Origin of the sequence: Pseudomonas sp. FP2254 (assembly GCF_030687695.1) — a bacterium.
GTDB lineage: Bacteria > Pseudomonadota > Gammaproteobacteria > Pseudomonadales > Pseudomonadaceae > Aquipseudomonas > Aquipseudomonas quebecensis.
Genome location: NZ_CP117444.1, coordinates 5,401,341 through 5,417,880 on the forward strand (window position 1 = coordinate 5,401,341; position 16,540 = coordinate 5,417,880).

The 16,540-nt window shown below is 61.7% G+C and carries 19 protein-coding genes and 1 pseudogene; 10 read left to right on the forward strand and 10 right to left on the reverse strand.

Going from position 1 to position 16,540, the window contains the following annotated elements; genetic code table 11:
• Positions 1–5: 5 nt before the first annotated feature.
• The 5 genes and pseudogenes from PSH94_RS24975 to PSH94_RS26230 form a co-directional block, all read right to left on the reverse strand.
• Positions 6–1,118 (reverse strand): uroporphyrinogen-III C-methyltransferase, encoded by a 1,113-nt coding sequence (locus PSH94_RS24975; protein WP_181076337.1) that lies wholly within the window; start codon positions 1,116–1,118, stop codon positions 6–8.
• A 41-nt stretch (positions 1,119–1,159) separates the two neighbouring features.
• Positions 1,160–1,909 (reverse strand): uroporphyrinogen-III synthase, encoded by a 750-nt coding sequence (locus PSH94_RS24980; protein WP_181076335.1) that lies wholly within the window; start codon positions 1,907–1,909, stop codon positions 1,160–1,162.
• Positions 1,906–2,847, reverse strand: coding sequence for a hydroxymethylbilane synthase (gene hemC / locus PSH94_RS24985; RefSeq protein WP_181076334.1), 942 nt, complete (start codon positions 2,845–2,847; stop codon positions 1,906–1,908). Before hemC ends, PSH94_RS24980 begins: the two co-directional genes overlap by 4 nt.
• Positions 2,848–2,985: 138 nt before the next feature.
• Positions 2,986–3,732, reverse strand: a complete 747-nt coding sequence (locus PSH94_RS24990) for a LytTR family DNA-binding domain-containing protein (protein ID WP_181076332.1) — start codon at positions 3,730–3,732, stop codon at positions 2,986–2,988.
• Positions 3,729–3,845 (reverse strand): annotated as a pseudogene (locus tag PSH94_RS26230) (sensor histidine kinase); the annotation flags it as partial. The gene PSH94_RS24990 and the pseudogene PSH94_RS26230, both read right to left, overlap by 4 nt.
• A 393-nt stretch (positions 3,846–4,238) precedes the next feature.
• Between PSH94_RS26230 and argH the strand changes: the two are divergent.
• Complete coding sequence (argH, locus tag PSH94_RS24995) at positions 4,239–5,633, forward strand: argininosuccinate lyase (protein ID WP_024078056.1); 1,395 nt, start codon at positions 4,239–4,241, stop codon at positions 5,631–5,633.
• Positions 5,634–5,669: 36 nt separating this feature from the next.
• Here the strand turns inward: argH and PSH94_RS25000 are convergent, their stop codons facing one another.
• Positions 5,670–6,329, reverse strand: a complete 660-nt coding sequence (locus PSH94_RS25000) for a glutathione S-transferase family protein (protein WP_266247426.1) — start codon at positions 6,327–6,329, stop codon at positions 5,670–5,672.
• A 127-nt stretch (positions 6,330–6,456) separates the two neighbouring features.
• Here PSH94_RS25000 and PSH94_RS25005 point away from each other — a divergent pair, with 127 nt between their 5' ends.
• From PSH94_RS25005 to PSH94_RS25015, 3 genes are all read left to right on the forward strand, one after another.
• Positions 6,457–6,741, forward strand: coding sequence for a hypothetical protein (locus PSH94_RS25005; RefSeq protein ID WP_253509773.1), 285 nt, complete (start codon positions 6,457–6,459; stop codon positions 6,739–6,741).
• 96 nt (positions 6,742–6,837) lie between these two features.
• On the forward strand, positions 6,838–7,092 hold the full coding sequence (locus tag PSH94_RS25010; RefSeq protein ID WP_181076327.1) for a TIGR02647 family protein: 255 nt from the start codon (positions 6,838–6,840) through the stop codon (positions 7,090–7,092).
• Between the two features lie 168 nt (positions 7,093–7,260).
• On the forward strand, positions 7,261–10,101 hold the full coding sequence (locus tag PSH94_RS25015; protein ID WP_305435982.1) for a class I adenylate cyclase: 2,841 nt from the start codon (positions 7,261–7,263) through the stop codon (positions 10,099–10,101).
• Here the strand turns inward: PSH94_RS25015 and rnk are convergent.
• The 3 genes from rnk to cyaY form a co-directional block, all read right to left on the reverse strand.
• Entirely contained in the window at positions 10,098–10,511 is a 414-nt protein-coding gene (gene rnk / locus PSH94_RS25020) for a nucleoside diphosphate kinase regulator (RefSeq protein WP_181076324.1), read from the reverse strand. The two genes, PSH94_RS25015 and rnk, sit on opposite strands and share 4 nt — an antisense overlap.
• Positions 10,512–10,642: 131 nt before the next feature.
• Entirely contained in the window at positions 10,643–10,861 is a 219-nt protein-coding gene (locus PSH94_RS25025) for a DUF1289 domain-containing protein (protein ID WP_305435983.1), read from the reverse strand.
• 2 nt (positions 10,862–10,863) lie between these two features.
• Positions 10,864–11,196, reverse strand: a complete 333-nt coding sequence (gene cyaY, locus PSH94_RS25030; protein ID WP_181076321.1) for an iron donor protein CyaY — start codon at positions 11,194–11,196, stop codon at positions 10,864–10,866.
• 238 nt (positions 11,197–11,434) lie between these two features.
• Here cyaY and PSH94_RS25035 point away from each other — a divergent pair, with 238 nt between their 5' ends.
• Genes PSH94_RS25035 through PSH94_RS25060 form a run of 6 tightly spaced genes read left to right on the forward strand, consistent with a single transcriptional unit; the run spans position 11,435 to position 16,020 of the window.
• Positions 11,435–11,605 carry a lipoprotein gene (locus tag PSH94_RS25035; protein ID WP_253509776.1) on the forward strand — a complete coding sequence of 57 codons (171 nt, stop codon included), beginning with the start codon at positions 11,435–11,437 and terminating at the stop codon, positions 11,603–11,605.
• A 9-nt stretch (positions 11,606–11,614) separates the two neighbouring features.
• The gene (lysA, locus tag PSH94_RS25040) at positions 11,615–12,862 is read left to right on the forward strand and encodes a diaminopimelate decarboxylase (protein ID WP_181076318.1); all 1,248 of its coding nucleotides are present in this window, start codon (positions 11,615–11,617) and stop codon (positions 12,860–12,862) included.
• 3 nt (positions 12,863–12,865) lie between these two features.
• On the forward strand, positions 12,866–13,696 hold the full coding sequence (gene dapF, locus PSH94_RS25045; protein ID WP_181076317.1) for a diaminopimelate epimerase: 831 nt from the start codon (positions 12,866–12,868) through the stop codon (positions 13,694–13,696).
• Between the two features lie 13 nt (positions 13,697–13,709).
• Positions 13,710–14,426: a DUF484 family protein gene (locus tag PSH94_RS25050; RefSeq protein WP_181076316.1), complete on the forward strand. Its 717-nt coding sequence runs from the start codon at positions 13,710–13,712 to the stop codon at positions 14,424–14,426.
• Between the two features lie 2 nt (positions 14,427–14,428).
• Positions 14,429–15,328, forward strand: a complete 900-nt coding sequence (gene xerC, locus PSH94_RS25055) for a tyrosine recombinase XerC (RefSeq protein ID WP_181076315.1) — start codon at positions 14,429–14,431, stop codon at positions 15,326–15,328.
• A complete protein-coding gene (locus PSH94_RS25060; RefSeq protein WP_266247431.1) occupies positions 15,325–16,020 on the forward strand; it encodes an HAD family hydrolase in 696 nt (231 codons plus the stop codon). The genes xerC and PSH94_RS25060 overlap by 4 nt, the downstream gene beginning before the upstream one ends.
• A gap of 155 nt (positions 16,021–16,175) precedes the next feature.
• Here PSH94_RS25060 and sutA read toward each other — a convergent pair whose 3' ends face one another.
• A complete protein-coding gene (sutA, locus tag PSH94_RS25065; protein ID WP_181076313.1) occupies positions 16,176–16,511 on the reverse strand; it encodes a transcriptional regulator SutA in 336 nt (111 codons plus the stop codon).
• Positions 16,512–16,540: the final 29 nt, after the last annotated feature.

Genomic DNA, 16,540 nt, shown 5'->3' on the forward strand with positions numbered 1-16,540 from the left:
CGGCTCTACTCCTGGGTCGCCGGCTTGGCAGCCGCCTTGGCTTCATCGGCGGACAAGTGACGACGATCAAGATACGCCTGCACGGCCGCCAGGCTGGCGGCCAGATCGGGCGTCACCACCGAAACGGCTTTAGGCTCAAGCTCGGCAATACGCGCCAGCATCGCTTTGCTCTGGGGATTATCCTGATTGAAGTTGTCCTGCAGCACACTGCGCGCTTCTGCGAGCGAGCGACTGTACACCGCCGACTCGCCATTGAGCGCAGCCCATTGTGCTTGCTCAAGAGCCAGACTCAAGGCCAGGCGAACCTGGTTCAAGCCTTGCCCGGCGAGCAGCGGACGAATGTTGTCGTCCGGGTTGAAATCGATACGGAAGTAGCGGGAAATCTGCTCCCACCATTCGCTCCAACGGCTTTGTGTGTCAGTGGTCGGCCGCCCATCGCTGGAAGGCTCGGTCAACTGATACTCCGGCGCAATCGCCGCCAGCTGCACCACTTGGTCGCGCAGGGCGGCCAATTGCAGGTAAAGCCCGGTGCGATCCGGTTGTTCGGTACTGCGCAGCGCCACCAGGCTCTTGGCCAATTGCTCACGCGCGGCGTACGCACCTGGGTCGCTTTGCTCGCGAAGAATCTCGTCGGCGCCCTGCACCAGCGCCAGGGCGCTGTTGATGTCCTGTAACGCCGACAGACGCAGGCTCGCCAGGCGGATCAAGTGCTCGGCCTCGGCCAGGCGCCAGTCCTGACGACTGGCACCCAGCACGGTCTCCAGCCGCTGGCTCAAGTGTTGTTGATCGGCCTGCAACTGCGTCACCAGGCGACGGCGCTCTTCCAGCTCGTCCGCAGCTGGCAACTGGGCCAGACGCGCGGCCAGTTGCTGCTGGTTCTGCTTGAGGGACTGGGATTGGTCGTCCAGGGCCTGCACCTGACCGGTCTGCTGCTGGCCGCTGGCTTGCAGGGCACGGACCTGCCAGATGCCCCAACCGCCGGCTGCCACCCCGGCAACGCCGAGCAGCAAGGCGACGACTGCCAGGCCATTGCCACGGCGCGGCGCGGTGACCGTTGACTCGACCGGCGCTTGAAGTGCGGGTTGAGCTTCATCTTTAGGCAAGGCTGTTTCGCTCACGTATCCGTCCTTTGCGTATCAGAGAGTGGGGCGGGATCTTTTTATAAGACAATGCCGCGTAACGCCACTAACAACGCCGCAGCGCTCGCGCCGCGACAATCCACAACTTTTTCTGCGCCGGCAGCCTGCGCCATCTGCTGGACTCGCGGGCTGGGTACGAACAATGGCAGTTGTGCCACCTGTGGCCAATCGGCACCGGCCAGGGCTTGCAGATGCAAAAAACCCTGCCCACTGCTGACCACCACGCCGTTCAAGCGTTCCAACTGGATGCGCCGCGTCAGTTCACCGACGTCGTACTCAGGCAGGAGCCGCCGGTACAACTCCAGATAATCGACACTAACACCTCTGGCGCGCAACTGTTGCGCCAGCAACTCGCGACCGCCCTCACCCCGCACGATCAGCACTCGCGCATCGGGGCGAGCAATCGCCTCGCGCAACGCCGGCAGTTGCAGCAAAGCCTCGCTGTCGTCGCCGGTTTGCGGGTAATCAACCCTGTAGCCACGCTCGGCCAACACCTGCGCGGTGGCCGCGCCGACACTGAACCACTGCACCTGAGGCCATTGCCTGTCCAGGTGTTGCAAGGCCAGGCGCGCGGCCGGCTTGCTGACCACGATTACCGCGCAGTAACGGCCCAGATCACGAAGTACCGCCTGCCGTTCCGGGCTGACAGGCAGCGGCTCGATGTCCAGCAAAGGCAGGCTGCTGCTGTAGATCCCGACGTCGGATAACGCCGCCGCCAGCGCCACCGATTCCTCGGCGGGCCGCGTCAGCAGCAAGCGCCAGCCGATCACTGCGGCCCGGCCTCGCCATAGACTTTTTGCAGGATGGCGCCGGCGCCCTTGGCCAGCAGCTCTTCAGCCACCTGGACCCCCAGTGCCGTCGCATCGCGTTGCGGACCACGCACCTCGGCGGTCAGCAACGTGCCGCCGTCGGGGTCGCCCACCAGGCCACGCAGCCACAGGTTATCGCCTTCGAGCACCGCGTAGCAGGCAATCGGCACCTGGCAGCCGCCATTGAGGTGCTTGTTCAGGGCACGCTCGGCCGTAACGCGCACTTCAGTGTCGTAGTGATCCAGAGGCTTGAGAAGCGCGTGAATTTCGCTGTCCGCGCTGCGGCACTCAATGCCCACTGCGCCCTGCCCACCCGCTGGCAGGCTGTCTTCGACACTGATGGCCGAAGTGATGCGGTCCTCGAAACCGAGACGGATCAAACCGGCGGCGGCGAGGATGATGGCGTCATATTCACCGCTGTCCAGCTTGGCCAGGCGGGTGTTGACGTTTCCGCGCAGAAAGCGGATCTGCAGGTCGGGGCGGCGGGTCAGCAGCTGAGCCTGGCGTCGCAGGCTCGACGTGCCGACGATGCTGCCCAAAGGGAGGTCATCCAGCGATGCGTAGTTATTGGAAACGAAGGCATCGCGCGGGTCTTCGCGCTCGCAGATGCAGAACAGGCCCAAGCCTTCAGGGAAGTCCATCGGCACGTCTTTCATCGAATGCACGGCGATGTCGGCTTCGTTCTCCAGCAGCGCGGTTTCCAGCTCCTTGACGAACAAGCCCTTGCCGCCGATCTTCGACAGCGGTGAGTCGAGCAGCTTGTCGCCACGACTGACCATGGGCACCAGGGACACCTTGAGGCCCGGATGGGCAAGCTCCAGGCGTGCTTTGACGTATTCGGCCTGCCATAGGGCCAAGGCGCTTTTACGGGTGGCGATGCGGATTTCGCGAGAGGACATGAATCAATCCGTACTGAATAGATACGGCAGATAATAACAGCTCAGGCAAATACGCCTTGATTTGAATCAGCAAGTGCGGGGCCTCCCTGGCCTCGTCGCACCGGGATAAGGAATGCAAATTGCGCCACAGCCCTCGAGCTAAAGCTGCTGCATCATCTTGCGTACGCCGGCGACATGCCGTCGACTGACGATCAAGGCATCGCCATTGAGCCCTTTGAGGAACAACTGGAAGTGCCCCAATGGCGTGCGTTGCAGGCGTTCGATACGCTCTCTGGCCACCAGTGCATTGCGGTGGATCCGCACGAAGCGGTCGCCGAACTCATCTTCCAGGGCCTTGAGCGGCTCGTCGAGCAAGACTTCTCCCGCTTCGTGACGCAAGGTCACGTACTTGTGGTCGGCAATGAAGTACACCACTTGATTCAGGGGAATCAACTCGATGCCCTTGCGGGTACGCGCACTGATATGACTGCGGGGGCCGTTGCCACTTTGGGCGGCAGGCTGGGTCAAGGCGGCGAGCTGGGCGCGGCTGGGGCGCTCGGCCTTTTTCAGGGCCTTGAGCAGCGCTTCGGCCGTCACCGGTTTAGTCACGAAACTCACACCGCTGTCTTCCAGCGTCTGCGCGGGAAACTCTTCCTGGGCCGCACACAGCACCACGGCCGGCGGTGATTCGCGTTCACTCAGGCGGGCGGCAACCTGCAGACCATCCAGGCCCGGCATGCGGATATCGAGCAGCAGTACATCCGGCTTGAGGCTGTCGATCAGCGTCAACGCTTCCTCACCGCTGGTGGCGCTCGGTTCTAGGACTGTATAACCCTCGAGCTCACCGACCAGACGGCTCAGTCGGTCGCGGGCTTGGGGTTCGTCATCAACGATCAGGACATTCATATTGCGCTGGATTCCTGCGTGAGTCTCGCACATGGATAACGTAGACAGGTGCGGTGACTTGCGTCACAGCGATCCACGCTAAGACTAGTGCGAGCGGCAAAAAGTGCCCCGACGGTGGCACCCATATTTACCCGGATCTGTTCAAGAGTGCCCAAGACCTGCAGCCTTCGGGCATCGTCGTAGGGTTTGCTGATACACAATCCGAATACCCCCCTTGTTTAATGGTTAGTCTGGGCTCTGACCGCAATAGCCGACTTTGGTGCATTCATACACTCTCAGTCCAACTGTAGACGCTCGCCGAGGCGACATTGCTCAATCGTCAAATATCGTTTCAATAAGCGTCTTTCTCCAGTCTCGTCCCGGACGTGATCGGCGGCAAGGCACTTAGCCATCCTTTGTACAAATAAAAATGCCGACGACCCTCGCCACCGCCTCCGCGAGCAACCCTGTTATGATCGGCGTCACACGTCCATGCCTTTTACTTACAGCAAATCACGAGCGAATCCATGAGCACCGACAAGACCAACCAGTCCTGGGGCGGCCGCTTCAGTGAACCCGTCGACGCCTTCGTCGCGCGCTTCACCGCCTCCGTCACCTTCGACCAGCGCCTGTACCGCCACGACATCATGGGCTCCATCGCCCACGCCACGATGCTGGCCAAAGTCGGCGTGCTGACCGACGCCGAGCGCGACAGTATCATCGACGGCCTGACCACCATCCGCGGTGAGATTGAAGCCGGCACCTTCGACTGGCGCGTCGACCTGGAAGACGTGCACATGAATATCGAGGCGCGCCTCACCGACCGCATCGGTGTGACCGGCAAGAAGTTGCACACCGGGCGCAGCCGTAACGATCAGGTGGCCACCGATATCCGCTTGTGGCTGCGCGATGAAATCGACCTGATCCTGGCCGAGATCACCCGCCTGCAAAAAGGTTTGCTGGAGCAGGCCGAGCGTGAATCGGACACCATCATGCCCGGCTTCACCCACCTGCAGACTGCGCAACCCGTGACATTCGGCCACCATCTGCTGGCCTGGTTCGAAATGCTCAGCCGCGACTATGAGCGCCTGGTGGACTGCCGCAAGCGCGCCAATCGCATGCCCCTGGGCAGCGCCGCGCTGGCCGGTACGACTTACCCGATCGACCGTGAGTACACCGCGCAATTGCTGGGCTTCGATGCCGTGGGCGGCAACTCTCTGGACGGCGTGTCGGACCGCGACTTCGCCATCGAATTCTGCGCCGCCGCCAGCATCGCGATGATGCACCTGTCGCGCTTCTCCGAAGAGCTGGTGCTGTGGACCAGCGCGCAATTTCAGTTCATCGACCTGCCGGACCGCTTCTGCACCGGTAGCTCGATCATGCCGCAAAAGAAAAACCCCGACGTGCCTGAGCTGGTGCGTGGCAAGAGCGGCCGTGTATTCGGCGCACTGATGGGCCTGCTGACCCTGATGAAAGGCCAGCCATTGGCCTACAACAAGGACAACCAGGAAGACAAGGAACCGCTGTTCGACGCCGCCGACACGCTGCGCGACTCGTTGCGCGCGTTTGCCGACATGATCCCTGCGATCAAGCCCAAGCACGCCATCATGCGCGAAGCGGCTTTGCGTGGGTTCTCGACGGCGACTGACCTGGCGGACTACCTGGTGCGCCGTGGCCTGCCGTTCCGCGACTGCCACGAAATCGTCGGCCACGCCGTGAAATACGGCGTGGACACCGGCAAAGACCTGGCGGAAATGAGCCTGGAAGAACTACGCCAGTTCAGCGACCAGATCGAGCAGGACGTGTTTGCCGTGCTGACCCTGGAAGGTTCGGTCAACGCCCGTAACCACGTGGGCGGCACGGCGCCGGCACAGGTGAAGGCAGCCGTCGTGCGCGGCCAGGCACTGCTCGCCAGTCGCTAAGACATATGGGAGGGGTTTTGCCCCTCCCGTACTTGATTACTTTTTGGCCGCAACCATCGCCATGAACCCCGGCATCGCGGCCTGCCTGTCAGCCTCTACCTTCCGGGCGTTAGGCATGTCATTCAGACGTTCCAGCAATGCCTTGGCCGCCGGCAGCTGCGCCAGCAGGTCCAGGCCAAACAATTTATCCCCCACCCCGCAGGCCAGGTTCAGGCTGTACATAAAGTACAGATCCGCGATCGTGAAGCTGTCTCCCGCCACATACGGCGCAAACTTGCCGTGCCTTCCCAGCGAAGCGATGCCCAGCAGCAATTCCGCCCTGGATTTTTCCTTGATCGCCTCCGGCACTTGCATGCCAAAAAATGCCTCGCCAAAACACGCCCGCGCAGGCAACTCGATGTACAGTTCGATCTCCCTGCACAACGCCAGCACCTGGGCGCGCTGGAACGGGTCGGCCGGGAGCAGCGACGGCCCTTCCTGGGTTTGTTCGATATATTCCAGAATCACGCTGGTTTCATTGATAAACCCCTGCTTCACCCCCAATACCGGCACCTTGCCGCGCGGGCTGACGGCCAGAACGTCAGGGGTTTGCCCGGCATAAAACGGCACTTCTTCAAAGGGCAGGCCCTTCTCCAGCAGCGCCAGTTTCACCATGTTGTAGTAGTTGCTGACCGAAAATCCGTAAAGCTTGAGCATCGCAAAGCCTCCAGGCCGTGTGCGGGGTTGGCTGCAAGCGTTATAGACGCCGCCGGGCCATCTGACCAGCAGCATCACCTGGCTGAATGGGGGTAGACTGGCGCCCTTTCCTTGAAGGAGTCCCGCCGTGAGCGAGCCCACCGATATCGATAGCGACGAAGAAACATTCACCGAAAATACGTTGATCGAAGCGATCGAAAACCAGATCGAAAACGACAACCCGCCTGCCGCCAAGGCCACGTTCAACAAGTTGACGCTGGTGGGTTACGAGCGCGAGGAGATTCTGAATCTGATGGCTCATGTGCTGGCGTTCGAAATCGACGCCATGTTGGATGAGGACCGCGCGTTCGATACCCAATGGTATGAAACAGCGCTGCGCGCACTGCCCGATCTGCCGCCTGAAAAGGATTAATCCCGACACGCAGCAACGCTGCTGGACAGTTCGGCAAATTGCGTTCACCTTATGGTCTGCTAGCCTCTAATAAATTTTAGAAAGTCTGGAGTCCTTATGTCGTATACCCCTGAGTTGGTTGCCGAACTGGAAATCCTTGTACTCTTCCCCTTGGACAGCACCCAGGAAGGCCTGAAAGTCCATCAGACCGCCGCTCCCGCTGCCATCGCCGCGGCCAAGCGCCTCCACGCGAAAGGGCTGATCGATCAAGCGGATGGAGGCTACCTGACCAGCCTTGGCCGAGACGCTGCAGAGCAGGCCCAAACCCTGCTGACCATCCTCACCACCGCCAGCACTAAAGAAGCAGCCTGAGAGCGTACGCCGCCCATGGAGTCCGCTTCCTGCGGATTCCGAGGGCCGCATTATGGAGCGTCTCGATTTTTAACCTCGAAAGCCATTTCCCTCTAAACCTCCTACGTTTCTGGCTGTAAACTCCTACACGGCCGCCCATGCCGGGCCCTGCGAGCCGCCGAGTTCTACATGACCCGCACCCACGAAATCCGCCCCGACCTGGACGAAGGCATCGACCGCAAGGTGCTGGCCCAGTTGCGTGCGCGGTTCATGACCCTGAACGAAGGCCGCATGGCGCGAGCCGTCGAGGGGCTGACGCCACGCCAGCAGAGCGTGCTGACGCTGCTACCGCTGTTTTTTCATGTTAATCATCCGCTGCTGCCCGGTTATGTATCGGGCAGCACGCCGGCCGGGCTGTCGAATTTCGAGCCCGACGCCCAGGCCCTGGCCGAAGCTCAGCGCCTGACCCGCTCGTTCTCCTATAAGCCACGCCATGGCAACCCGCCAAGGCCGATTCACGGGCTGTACCTGATGGGCAGTCTCGGCACGCTGGCGCAGGCCGACCAGAGCGATATGGACGTGTGGGTGTGCCACGCAGCTGACCTGGGCGAGAGCGAACTGGCCGAATTGCGCAGGAAATGCCAGTTGCTGGAAACCTGGGCCCTGAGCATGGGTGCCGAGGCGCACTTTTTCCTGATCGAGCCGACCCGCTTCGTACTCGGTGAGCGCGATACGCAGCTCAGCTCCGATGATTGCGGCACCACCCAACATTACCTGTTGCTCGACGAGTTCTACCGCACCGCCATCTGGCTGGCCGGGCGCACGCCGATCTGGTGGCTGGTACCGGTCTATGAAGAACCTCGCTACGCCGAGTTCACTCACACGCTGCTGTCCAAACGCTTCATCCGTGCCGACGAGACCCTGGACCTGGGCCACTTGGCACACATTCCGGCGGGCGAGTTCATGGGAGCCGGACTGTGGCAACTGTTCAAAGGCATAGAGTCACCTTACAAGTCGCTGCTCAAACTGCTGCTGACCGAAGTCTATGCCAGCGAGCACCCACAGGTGCATTGTCTGAGCCTGCGATTCAAGCGAGCCGTGTTCGCCAACCAGGTTGACCTCGACGAGCTGGACCCCTACATCGTGGTGTACCGCCGCATCGAGGAATACCTCACGCAGCGCAACGAGCCCGAACGCCTGGAGCTGGTACGGCGCGCGCTGTATTTGAAGGTCAATCGCAAGCTCAGCAGCGGCCAGCGCACGACCAGTTGGCAGCGCCTGCTGCTCGAACGTCTCGCCGATGAGTGGGGCTGGGACCATCGCCAACTGGCCCTGCTGGACAGCCGCAGCCAGTGGAAAGTACGCCAGGTGGCCTCTGAACGCCGTGCTCTGGTCAACGAGCTGAACCACAGCTACCGCTTCCTGGCCCAATTCGCGCGCACGGAGCAGACCGTCAGCCTGATCAACAAGCGCGACCTCAACGTGCTCGGCCGCCGGCTGTATGCAGCGTTCGAGCGCAAGGCCGGCAAAGTCGAGTTCATCAACCCTGGCATCGCCCCGGACTTGGCCGAGGACACCCTCACGCTGGTGCAGTCGCCCGTCCGCAAAGAGCCTGGCCAGCACCATTGGGGCTTGTATAACGGTAACCTCACCGCGCTCGAATGCGAGCACTTCGCGCCGATCAAGCGCAGCCGCGACCTGCTGGAAATGCTCACCTGGTGCCATCGCAACGGGGTCATCGACAGCAGTACGCGCCTGGCCCTGCATCCTGGCGTCAGTGACATGACCGAGTTCGAGTTGTTCAACCTGCTGGGCAGCCTGCAGCAGACCATCGCCCTGCCCCTGACCAGCGTTGATGAGGAGCGCCTGCTGCGCTCGGCGGTGCCCGAAGAGGTGCTGTTGCTGATCAACGTCGGCGTCGACCCGCTCAAACACCACCGCGACCTGAATATCCTGATGACCACCGAGCGCACCGACTCCCTGAGCTATGCCGGGGTGCGCGACAACCTGGTGCTGACATTGGACCAGGTGACCCTCAACAGCTGGAACGAGGTCATGGTCAGCCGCTACGACGGGCCGCACGCGCTGCTCGACTGCCTGCGCGATTACCTCAACCAATTACCGCCGAATCACCTGCCGCGCCTGCGGGTGCGCTGCTTCTGTCACAACCGTGCACAATTTATCGCGCAGCGCGTGGAAGAAGTCTTCGACACCGCGCAGAACCTGCTGCTGGGTCGCTCCAACCATCGCTACCTGTTGCAAGTGCAGCAGCATTACCACGTGATGGAGTTGACGCCGGGCCAGGCCGTCCACGTTTCATTGGCCACTCAAGAGGCGTTGATCGCGTACCTCAGCGAGGAACTGGCCAGCTACAGTCCGTTGCACCTGGACGCCATGGCTTTGGAAGACCACGACCTGGCGCTACTGTTACCCATGGGCATGGCGGACTGTGTGCAGGTGTTCTACCGGGTCAACGAAGGGTTCGCGGAGCTGTATGTGCTGGATGAATTCAACGCACTCTGGCAACAGCGCCTGCCTTTCCATGATGAGCAAAGCCTGTTGGTGCCGTTGCAGCGCTTTTTACAATCGATCATCTACCGCCGCGACGCGCTGTCGCCGCTGGACCCGCAACAGCCGATGAGCGCCGTACAGACGCTGTATTACCAGCTGTTGCCATCCGGCAGCGGACGCGCCCGTGGCATCGAGCCTCGGCCTGTGCCCTTGGCCTCGGCAAACAAACCGTTCTATGACGTGCAGGCCATTATCAGCAAGGCGGCACCCGGTCAGGTGGGCATCACCCTCTACTGCAATCAGCGCGAGTTTTCCGAACTGGAGTTCGGTGACCAGCTGTTCACCGTGGTCGCCCGGGAGATCGTCGGGCAGCGCCGCGAAACCGAGCGCTACCGCTGCTACATCACCGACCTGGACTTGTCGGGCCTGCTCGGCGATGTGCAGAGCCCGAGTAATCTGTACCTGCGCTATAAGGCCGAGCTGGAGCTGTCGCTCAATGAGGCGCTGCGCCAGATTTAGAGCGGGAAGGCGCCCCCATCCTTGGGCTGGCCTTCAACGCTGAGCAATTCAAGCTTGAGAGTCTTGCCGCCGGGTGCCGGCCAGTCGATGTGCTGGCCCACTTGCAGGCCGAGCAACGCGCTGCCCACTGGCGCCATGATCGAAATCTTGCCTTCGTCGGCATTCGCATGCTTCGGGTAGACCAGGGTCAGGTGGTAGTCCTTGCCGCTGCCTTGCTCGCGGCAATGCACGCTGGAGTTCATGGTCACGACACCCGCGGGCACTTCATCGTGGCCAACCACCTCTTCGGCGCGGTCGAGTTCGGCCTGCAACGCTTCGACGCCGGGAGACTCGTCGCCCAAACGGTCGATCAGTTGCTCCAGACGCTGCACGTCAAGGCGGGTGAGGATGATGGACGGTGCGGTGGTCATGATTCAGGCAGACTCCTTTTTTCTGCACAAAAAAGCAAAACCCCGCCAGAAAAAGGCGGGGTTCTCACGGGCCTCGATGAGTGGAGGCGTACCCGGACACTAACACAGCGTCACAAATAAACAAGACAGCCTCAGGCGTGGGCCTTGCGTCGCTCGGCCTGGGCGCAGATCACACGGCGTCGATCGTCGTCGGCCGAGCGCCATTCGCGGATGTCTTCCACATGGCGAAAGCACCCGAGGCAGACTTTTTGCTCATCCAGGCGACACAAACTGATACAAGGTGACGGCACCGCCGGGCTGACGTTGCTGAACAACGGCTTGGGCGGGCGTACGGATACGGGCTGGCTCACGATCAGATCTCGTCGAAGTCCAGCTCTTCGCCGGTATAGTCCTGGACCAGGCGCGCGAGCATCTCGCCCAACAACTCTTCACTCTTATCGCACTGCCATTTGCGGCTTTCTTCGTCGTAGTCAAAGTGGATGCCACCGGAGCGCGCCGCCAGCCAAAGCTGACGCAGCGGTTCCTGGCGACTGAAGATCAGTTGCTGGCCACTCTCGAACTTGACAGTCAACACACCGGCCGATTGTTCCAGATCCACGTCCAGGTCGCTGTCGTCGAAAATATCTTCCAGCTTCTCCTGGGTGGCATCCACCAGGTCGTGAAAACGGGCTTCGGTCAAACTCATTGTGGCAACCTCAAAAGTGTCTGGTTTTGCTCAAGCGCCGCACGATACGGGCGAGCCTCGCCGATTGCAAAGGATACCGATTTCATCGCAGATGGCGGTATGAAATATCCCCTTCCAGCGTAGTCCGCTTCCCTACCATCTCGGCAAACCCCCGCCGGACGGGTATTCCAGCGCATAGGCAAGGTGGCGGGTGGTCGGTATACTCGGGCGCAATTAATGCATATTCAAGGATTTCGCCATGAAGCGCCTGATCTCTTCCCTTGCTGCGCTCGTCGCGGTCGCCTGCCTCGTTAGTGCCTGTGGTCAGAAGGGCCCGTTGTACCTGCCCGATGACAGCAAAGACCCTAACGATCAGGCGCAATCGTCGCAAAAGCCAGCCAAAGCGCATAAGCACGACACCTTCGAATAAGGGAACCCCATGGACGCTTTTAACTACCGGGACGGCGAGCTGTTCGCGGAAGGCGTGGCGCTGTCCGCGGTTGCCGAACGCTTTGGCACCCCGACGTACGTGTACTCGCGTGCGCACATCGAAGCGCAGTACCGTTCGTTTACCGATCCGTTGAATGGCGTGCCGCATCTGGTGTGCTACGCGGTCAAGGCCAACTCGAACCTGGGTGTGCTCAATGTCCTGGCGCGTCTGGGCGCCGGTTTCGACATCGTGTCCCGTGGCGAGCTGGAACGGGTGCTGGCCGCCGGCGGCCAGGCCGACAAGATCGTGTTTTCCGGCGTCGGCAAGAGCCGTGAAGACATGCGCCGCGCCCTGGAAGTCGGCGTGCATTGCTTTAACGTCGAGTCCACCGAAGAGCTGGAACGCCTGCAAAAGGTGGCCGCCGAGATGGGCGTTCGCGCGCCGATCTCCCTGCGCGTCAACCCGGACGTCGACGCCGGCACCCACCCCTACATCTCCACCGGTCTCAAAGAGAACAAGTTCGGCATCGCGATTGCCGACGCCGAGGATGTGTACATCCGCGCCGCCCAGTTGCCGAACCTGGAAGTACTGGGCGTCGACTGCCATATCGGCTCGCAACTGACCACACTGCCACCATTCCTCGATGCGCTCGACCGCCTGCTGGCGCTGATCGACCGCCTGGGCGAATGCGGTATCTACCTGCGCCACATCGATCTGGGTGGTGGTGTCGGCGTGCGTTACCGCGACGAAGAGCCGCCGCTGATTGCCGACTACATCCAGGCCGTGCGCGAGCGCATCGAAGGCCGCGACCTGACGCTGATGTTCGAGCCGGGCCGTTACATTGTCGCCAACGCCGGCGTGCTGCTGACCCAGGTCGAGTACCTCAAGCACACCGAACACAAGGATTTCGCCATCGTCGATGCGGCGATGAACGACCTGATCCGCCCGGCGCTGTACCAGGCCTGGATGAATGTCACAGCGGTAACGCCTCGCAACAGCGCTGCGCGCGCCTATGACATCGTTGGTCCGATCTGCGAGACCGGCGACTTCCTGGCCAAGGATCGTCAGCTCGCCCTGGAAGAAGGCGATCTGCTGGCCGTGCATTCGGCCGGTGCCTACGGGTTTGTCATGAGTTCCAACTACAACACCCGCGGCCGTACCGCCGAGGTGCTGGTGGACGGTGATCAAGCGTTTGAAGTGCGTCGCCGCGAGACGGTAGCCGAGTTGTATGCTGGCGAAAGCCTGCTGCCGGAGTAAGCCATGCTGCTGCGTTTTACCAAGATGCACGGGCTGGGCAATGATTTCATGGTTCTCGACCTGGTCAGCCAGCACGCGCACATCCTGCCCAAGCACGCCAAACAATGGGGCGACCGTCATACCGGCATCGGTTTCGACCAACTGCTGATTGTCGAGGCCCCGACCAATCCGGAGGTGGATTTCCGTTATCGGATCTTCAACTCCGACGGCTCCGAAGTGGAACAGTGCGGCAACGGCGCGCGCTGCTTCGCGCGCTTCGTGCTGGACAAGCGCCTGACCGCCAAGCGACAGATTCGCGTCGAGACCAAGAGCGGCGTGATCGAACTGGACATACGCAATGACGGCCAGATCAGCGTCAACATGGGCGCGCCACGTCTGGTACCGGCGGACATTCCGTTCCAGGCCAGCGAGCAGGCGACCAGCTATGCGGTAGACGTCGATGGCAACGTGCTGGACCTGGCGGCCGTGTCGATGGGCAATCCCCACGCCGTGCTGCGCGTCAACGACATCAACAACGCGCCCGTGCACGATCTGGGGCCGAAAATAGAACACCATCCGCGCTTTCCGGCGCGGGTCAATGTGGGCTTTTTGCAGGTGATCGAGCGTAACCGCGCGCAACTGCGCGTATGGGAACGCGGCGCCGGCGAAACCCAGGCGTGCGGCACCGGTGCTTGCGCTGCTGCCGTCGCCGCGATCAGCCAGGGGTGGATGGATTCGCCGCTGCTGATCGACCTGCCCGGCGGACGTTTGTCCATCGAATGGGCAGGCCCGGGCCACCCGGTGATAATGACCGGGCCGGCCACGCGCGTATACGAAGGACAGGTCCGTCTATGAGAGAGCCAATCCAATGACCGATAAGCCTCAAGTACCCGCACAAGCATCCCCGGGCGAAACTCTGGAGGCCGCTGCCGTCGCGGCGTACCTTGAGGCTCATCCGGATTTCTTCGTCGAACACGACGAACTGCTGCCGGCCCTGCGCATCCCGCACCAGCGTGGCGACACCGTGTCGCTGGTGGAGCGGCAGATGAAAATCCTGCGTGAGCGCAACATTGAAATGCGCCACAAGCTCTCGCACCTGATGGACGTGGCCCGCGATAACGACCGCCTGTTCGACAAGACCCGTCGCCTGATCCTCACACTCCTGGACGCCGCCAGCCTGGAAGAAACAGTGATGGCCGTGGAAGACAGCCTGCGCCAGGATTTCCAGGTGCCCTTTGTCAGCCTGATCCTGTTCAGCGACAACCCGATGCCGGTGGGCCGCTGGGTCAGCGGCAGCGAAGCCCAGACTGCCATCGGCGGCCTGCTGTCCGAAGGCAAGACCATCAGCGGCACCTTGCGCGAGCACGAGCTCGACTTTCTGTTCGGTGCCGAACAGCGCAAGCAGATCGGTTCCACCGCCGTGGTCGCCCTCAGCCATCAAGGCCTGCATGGCGTACTGGCCATCGGCAGCCGCGACCCTGCGCATTACAAAAGCTCGGTGGGCACGCTGTTCCTGACCTACATCGCCGAAGTGCTTGGCCGCGTCCTGCCGCGCTTCACCACCGCCCTGCGCGCGGTGCGCTAGCCATGGAACGGCAACTGGACGCTTACTGCGCTCACCTGCGCAACGAGCGCCAGGTGTCGCCCCATACGCTGCAAGCCTACCGGCGGGATTTGAATAAGGTCCTGGCCTACTGCGAAAAGCATCAGGTTGCCAGCTGGAAAGCCTTGGACATTCAAAACCTGCGCAGCCTGATCGCGCGGCTGCACCAGCAGGGGCAATCCTCGCGCAGCCTGGCTCGCCTGCTGTCGGCGGTGCGCGGGCTTTACCATTACCTCAATCGCGAGGGCCTGTGCGATCACGACCCGGCCACCGGCCTGTCACCACCCAAGGGTGAACGACGACTGCCCAAAACCCTGGATACCGATCGCGCCCTGCAGTTGCTGGAAGGCGCCGTGGAAGATGACTTCCTCGCTCACCGTGACCAGGCCATCCTTGAGCTGTTCTATTCCTCGGGCCTGCGCCTGTCGGAGCTGACCAGCCTGAACCTCGACCAACTGGACCTGGCGGACGGCCTGGTGCAAGTGCTTGGCAAGGGCAGCAAGACCCGCGTTTTGCCTGTGGGCAGCAAGGCTCGCCAAGCGTTGCAGCAATGGCTGGCGCTGCGTGCGCTGGCCAACCCGGTAGATGACGCCGTGTTTATCAGCCAAAAAGGTCGGCGCCTTGGCCCACGGGCCATTCAGGTCCGGGTCAAGGCCGCGGGCGAACGCGAGCTGGGGCAGAACCTGCACCCGCACATGCTGCGACACTCCTTCGCCAGCCACCTGCTGGAGTCGTCCCAGGACCTGCGCGCCGTGCAGGAACTGCTCGGCCACTCCGACATCAAGACCACGCAGATCTACACCCATCTGGATTTCCAACACCTGGCAACGGTGTACGACAGCGCCCATCCACGAGCCAAACGCATCAAGGACAGCGACTCATGAGTATCAAGCTGATCACTTTCGACCTGGATGACACACTCTGGGACAACGTGCCCGTCATCATCAGCGCCGAAGCATCGATGCGCGAATGGTTGGCGACCCATGCATCCAAAGTGGGCGACCTGCCCCTGGAGCACTTCGCCAGCCTGCGCCAACAGGTGCTGCAACGCCACCCGGAGCTAAAGCACCGCATCAGCCTGTTGCGCCATCGGGTATTGATGCATGCATTCGAAGAGGCCGGTTATCCACAGCCCGAAGCCACCGAAATGGCTGATGTGTGCTTTGAAGCGTTCATCCATGCACGTCATCAACTGACGGTCTTCCCAGAAGCCGAGCCTATGCTGCAGGCGCTGCGTCGCCAATATCTGCTGGGGGTCATCACCAACGGCAACGCCGACGTGCAGCGTGTAGGCCTGGCGGACTATTTTCACTTCGCGTTGCGCGCCGAAGATATCGGCATCGCCAAACCGGATGCGCGGTTGTTTCAAGAGGCATTGCAACGGGGCGGAGTGGATGCCAGTGCGGCGGTGCATGTGGGCGATCATCCTGGGGACGACATTGCCGGCGCGCAACAGGCGGGGCTGCGTGCAGTATGGTTCAACCCGACGGGCAAGACTTGGGCGGCGGATACGCGCCCGGATGCGCAGATTCGCAGCCTGACGGAGTTGCCGGAACTGCTCCGTAACTGGCAATAACCGTGGAGATTTAACTTTGGGAGCCGGGGACTGATACACCGCTACCGGTGGCAAGCCCACCTTCCACAGTTGAATCGCATAAGACTCAATAAATCATCAGGCATGAAAAAGCCCGCAGCGACGGCGGGCTCTTTCTTACACGCAGGTGGCTGGCCTCAGATAGGTCGGCTGCCGTACTTGTTATCCGGTTTCTTGGGTGGATCGGCTACCACGTTGGGCTCGACCTCGACCACTTTGCCGCCTTTCGCGAGAAACTCTTCCATCGCACGGGCCAGGGCATCACGCTCTTTGTTCTTGGCCTCAACGCTCGGCAACTCATCGACCGACACTGCGGCCTTGGCTTTGCCTTTGGCCTTGGGAGCAGCGTCATCGCCTACACTGTCATCGGCCTCGTCAGGCACGTCGTCAACCGCCGCCGCTTCGAGGCTATCATCAGCCTCGTCTTCGTCACCGACTTCAAGGTCGTCGTTTTCCAGATCATCGTCGCTCATGTTCTACCTCATGACTTGCGAAAAGCAGA

Coding starts and splice junctions, on each gene's coding strand:
- hemC (WP_181076334.1), bottom strand. CDS start 2,847: ATGTCCTCTCGCGAAATCCGCATCGCCACCCGTAAAAGCGCCTTGGCC.
- PSH94_RS24990 (WP_181076332.1), bottom strand. CDS start 3,732: ATGAATGTCCTGATCGTTGATGACGAACCCCAAGCCCGCGACCGACTG.
- argH (WP_024078056.1), top strand. CDS start 4,239: ATGAGCACCGACAAGACCAACCAGTCCTGGGGCGGCCGCTTCAGTGAA.
- PSH94_RS25000 (WP_266247426.1), bottom strand. CDS start 6,329: ATGCTCAAGCTTTACGGATTTTCGGTCAGCAACTACTACAACATGGTG.
- PSH94_RS25010 (WP_181076327.1), top strand. CDS start 6,838: ATGTCGTATACCCCTGAGTTGGTTGCCGAACTGGAAATCCTTGTACTC.
- PSH94_RS25015 (WP_305435982.1), top strand. CDS start 7,261: ATGACCCGCACCCACGAAATCCGCCCCGACCTGGACGAAGGCATCGAC.
- rnk (WP_181076324.1), bottom strand. CDS start 10,511: ATGACCACCGCACCGTCCATCATCCTCACCCGCCTTGACGTGCAGCGT.
- cyaY (WP_181076321.1), bottom strand. CDS start 11,196: ATGAGTTTGACCGAAGCCCGTTTTCACGACCTGGTGGATGCCACCCAG.
- PSH94_RS25035 (WP_253509776.1), top strand. CDS start 11,435: ATGAAGCGCCTGATCTCTTCCCTTGCTGCGCTCGTCGCGGTCGCCTGC.
- lysA (WP_181076318.1), top strand. CDS start 11,615: ATGGACGCTTTTAACTACCGGGACGGCGAGCTGTTCGCGGAAGGCGTG.
- dapF (WP_181076317.1), top strand. CDS start 12,866: ATGCTGCTGCGTTTTACCAAGATGCACGGGCTGGGCAATGATTTCATG.
- PSH94_RS25050 (WP_181076316.1), top strand. CDS start 13,710: ATGACCGATAAGCCTCAAGTACCCGCACAAGCATCCCCGGGCGAAACT.
- xerC (WP_181076315.1), top strand. CDS start 14,429: ATGGAACGGCAACTGGACGCTTACTGCGCTCACCTGCGCAACGAGCGC.
- PSH94_RS25060 (WP_266247431.1), top strand. CDS start 15,325: ATGAGTATCAAGCTGATCACTTTCGACCTGGATGACACACTCTGGGAC.
- sutA (WP_181076313.1), bottom strand. CDS start 16,511: ATGAGCGACGATGATCTGGAAAACGACGACCTTGAAGTCGGTGACGAA.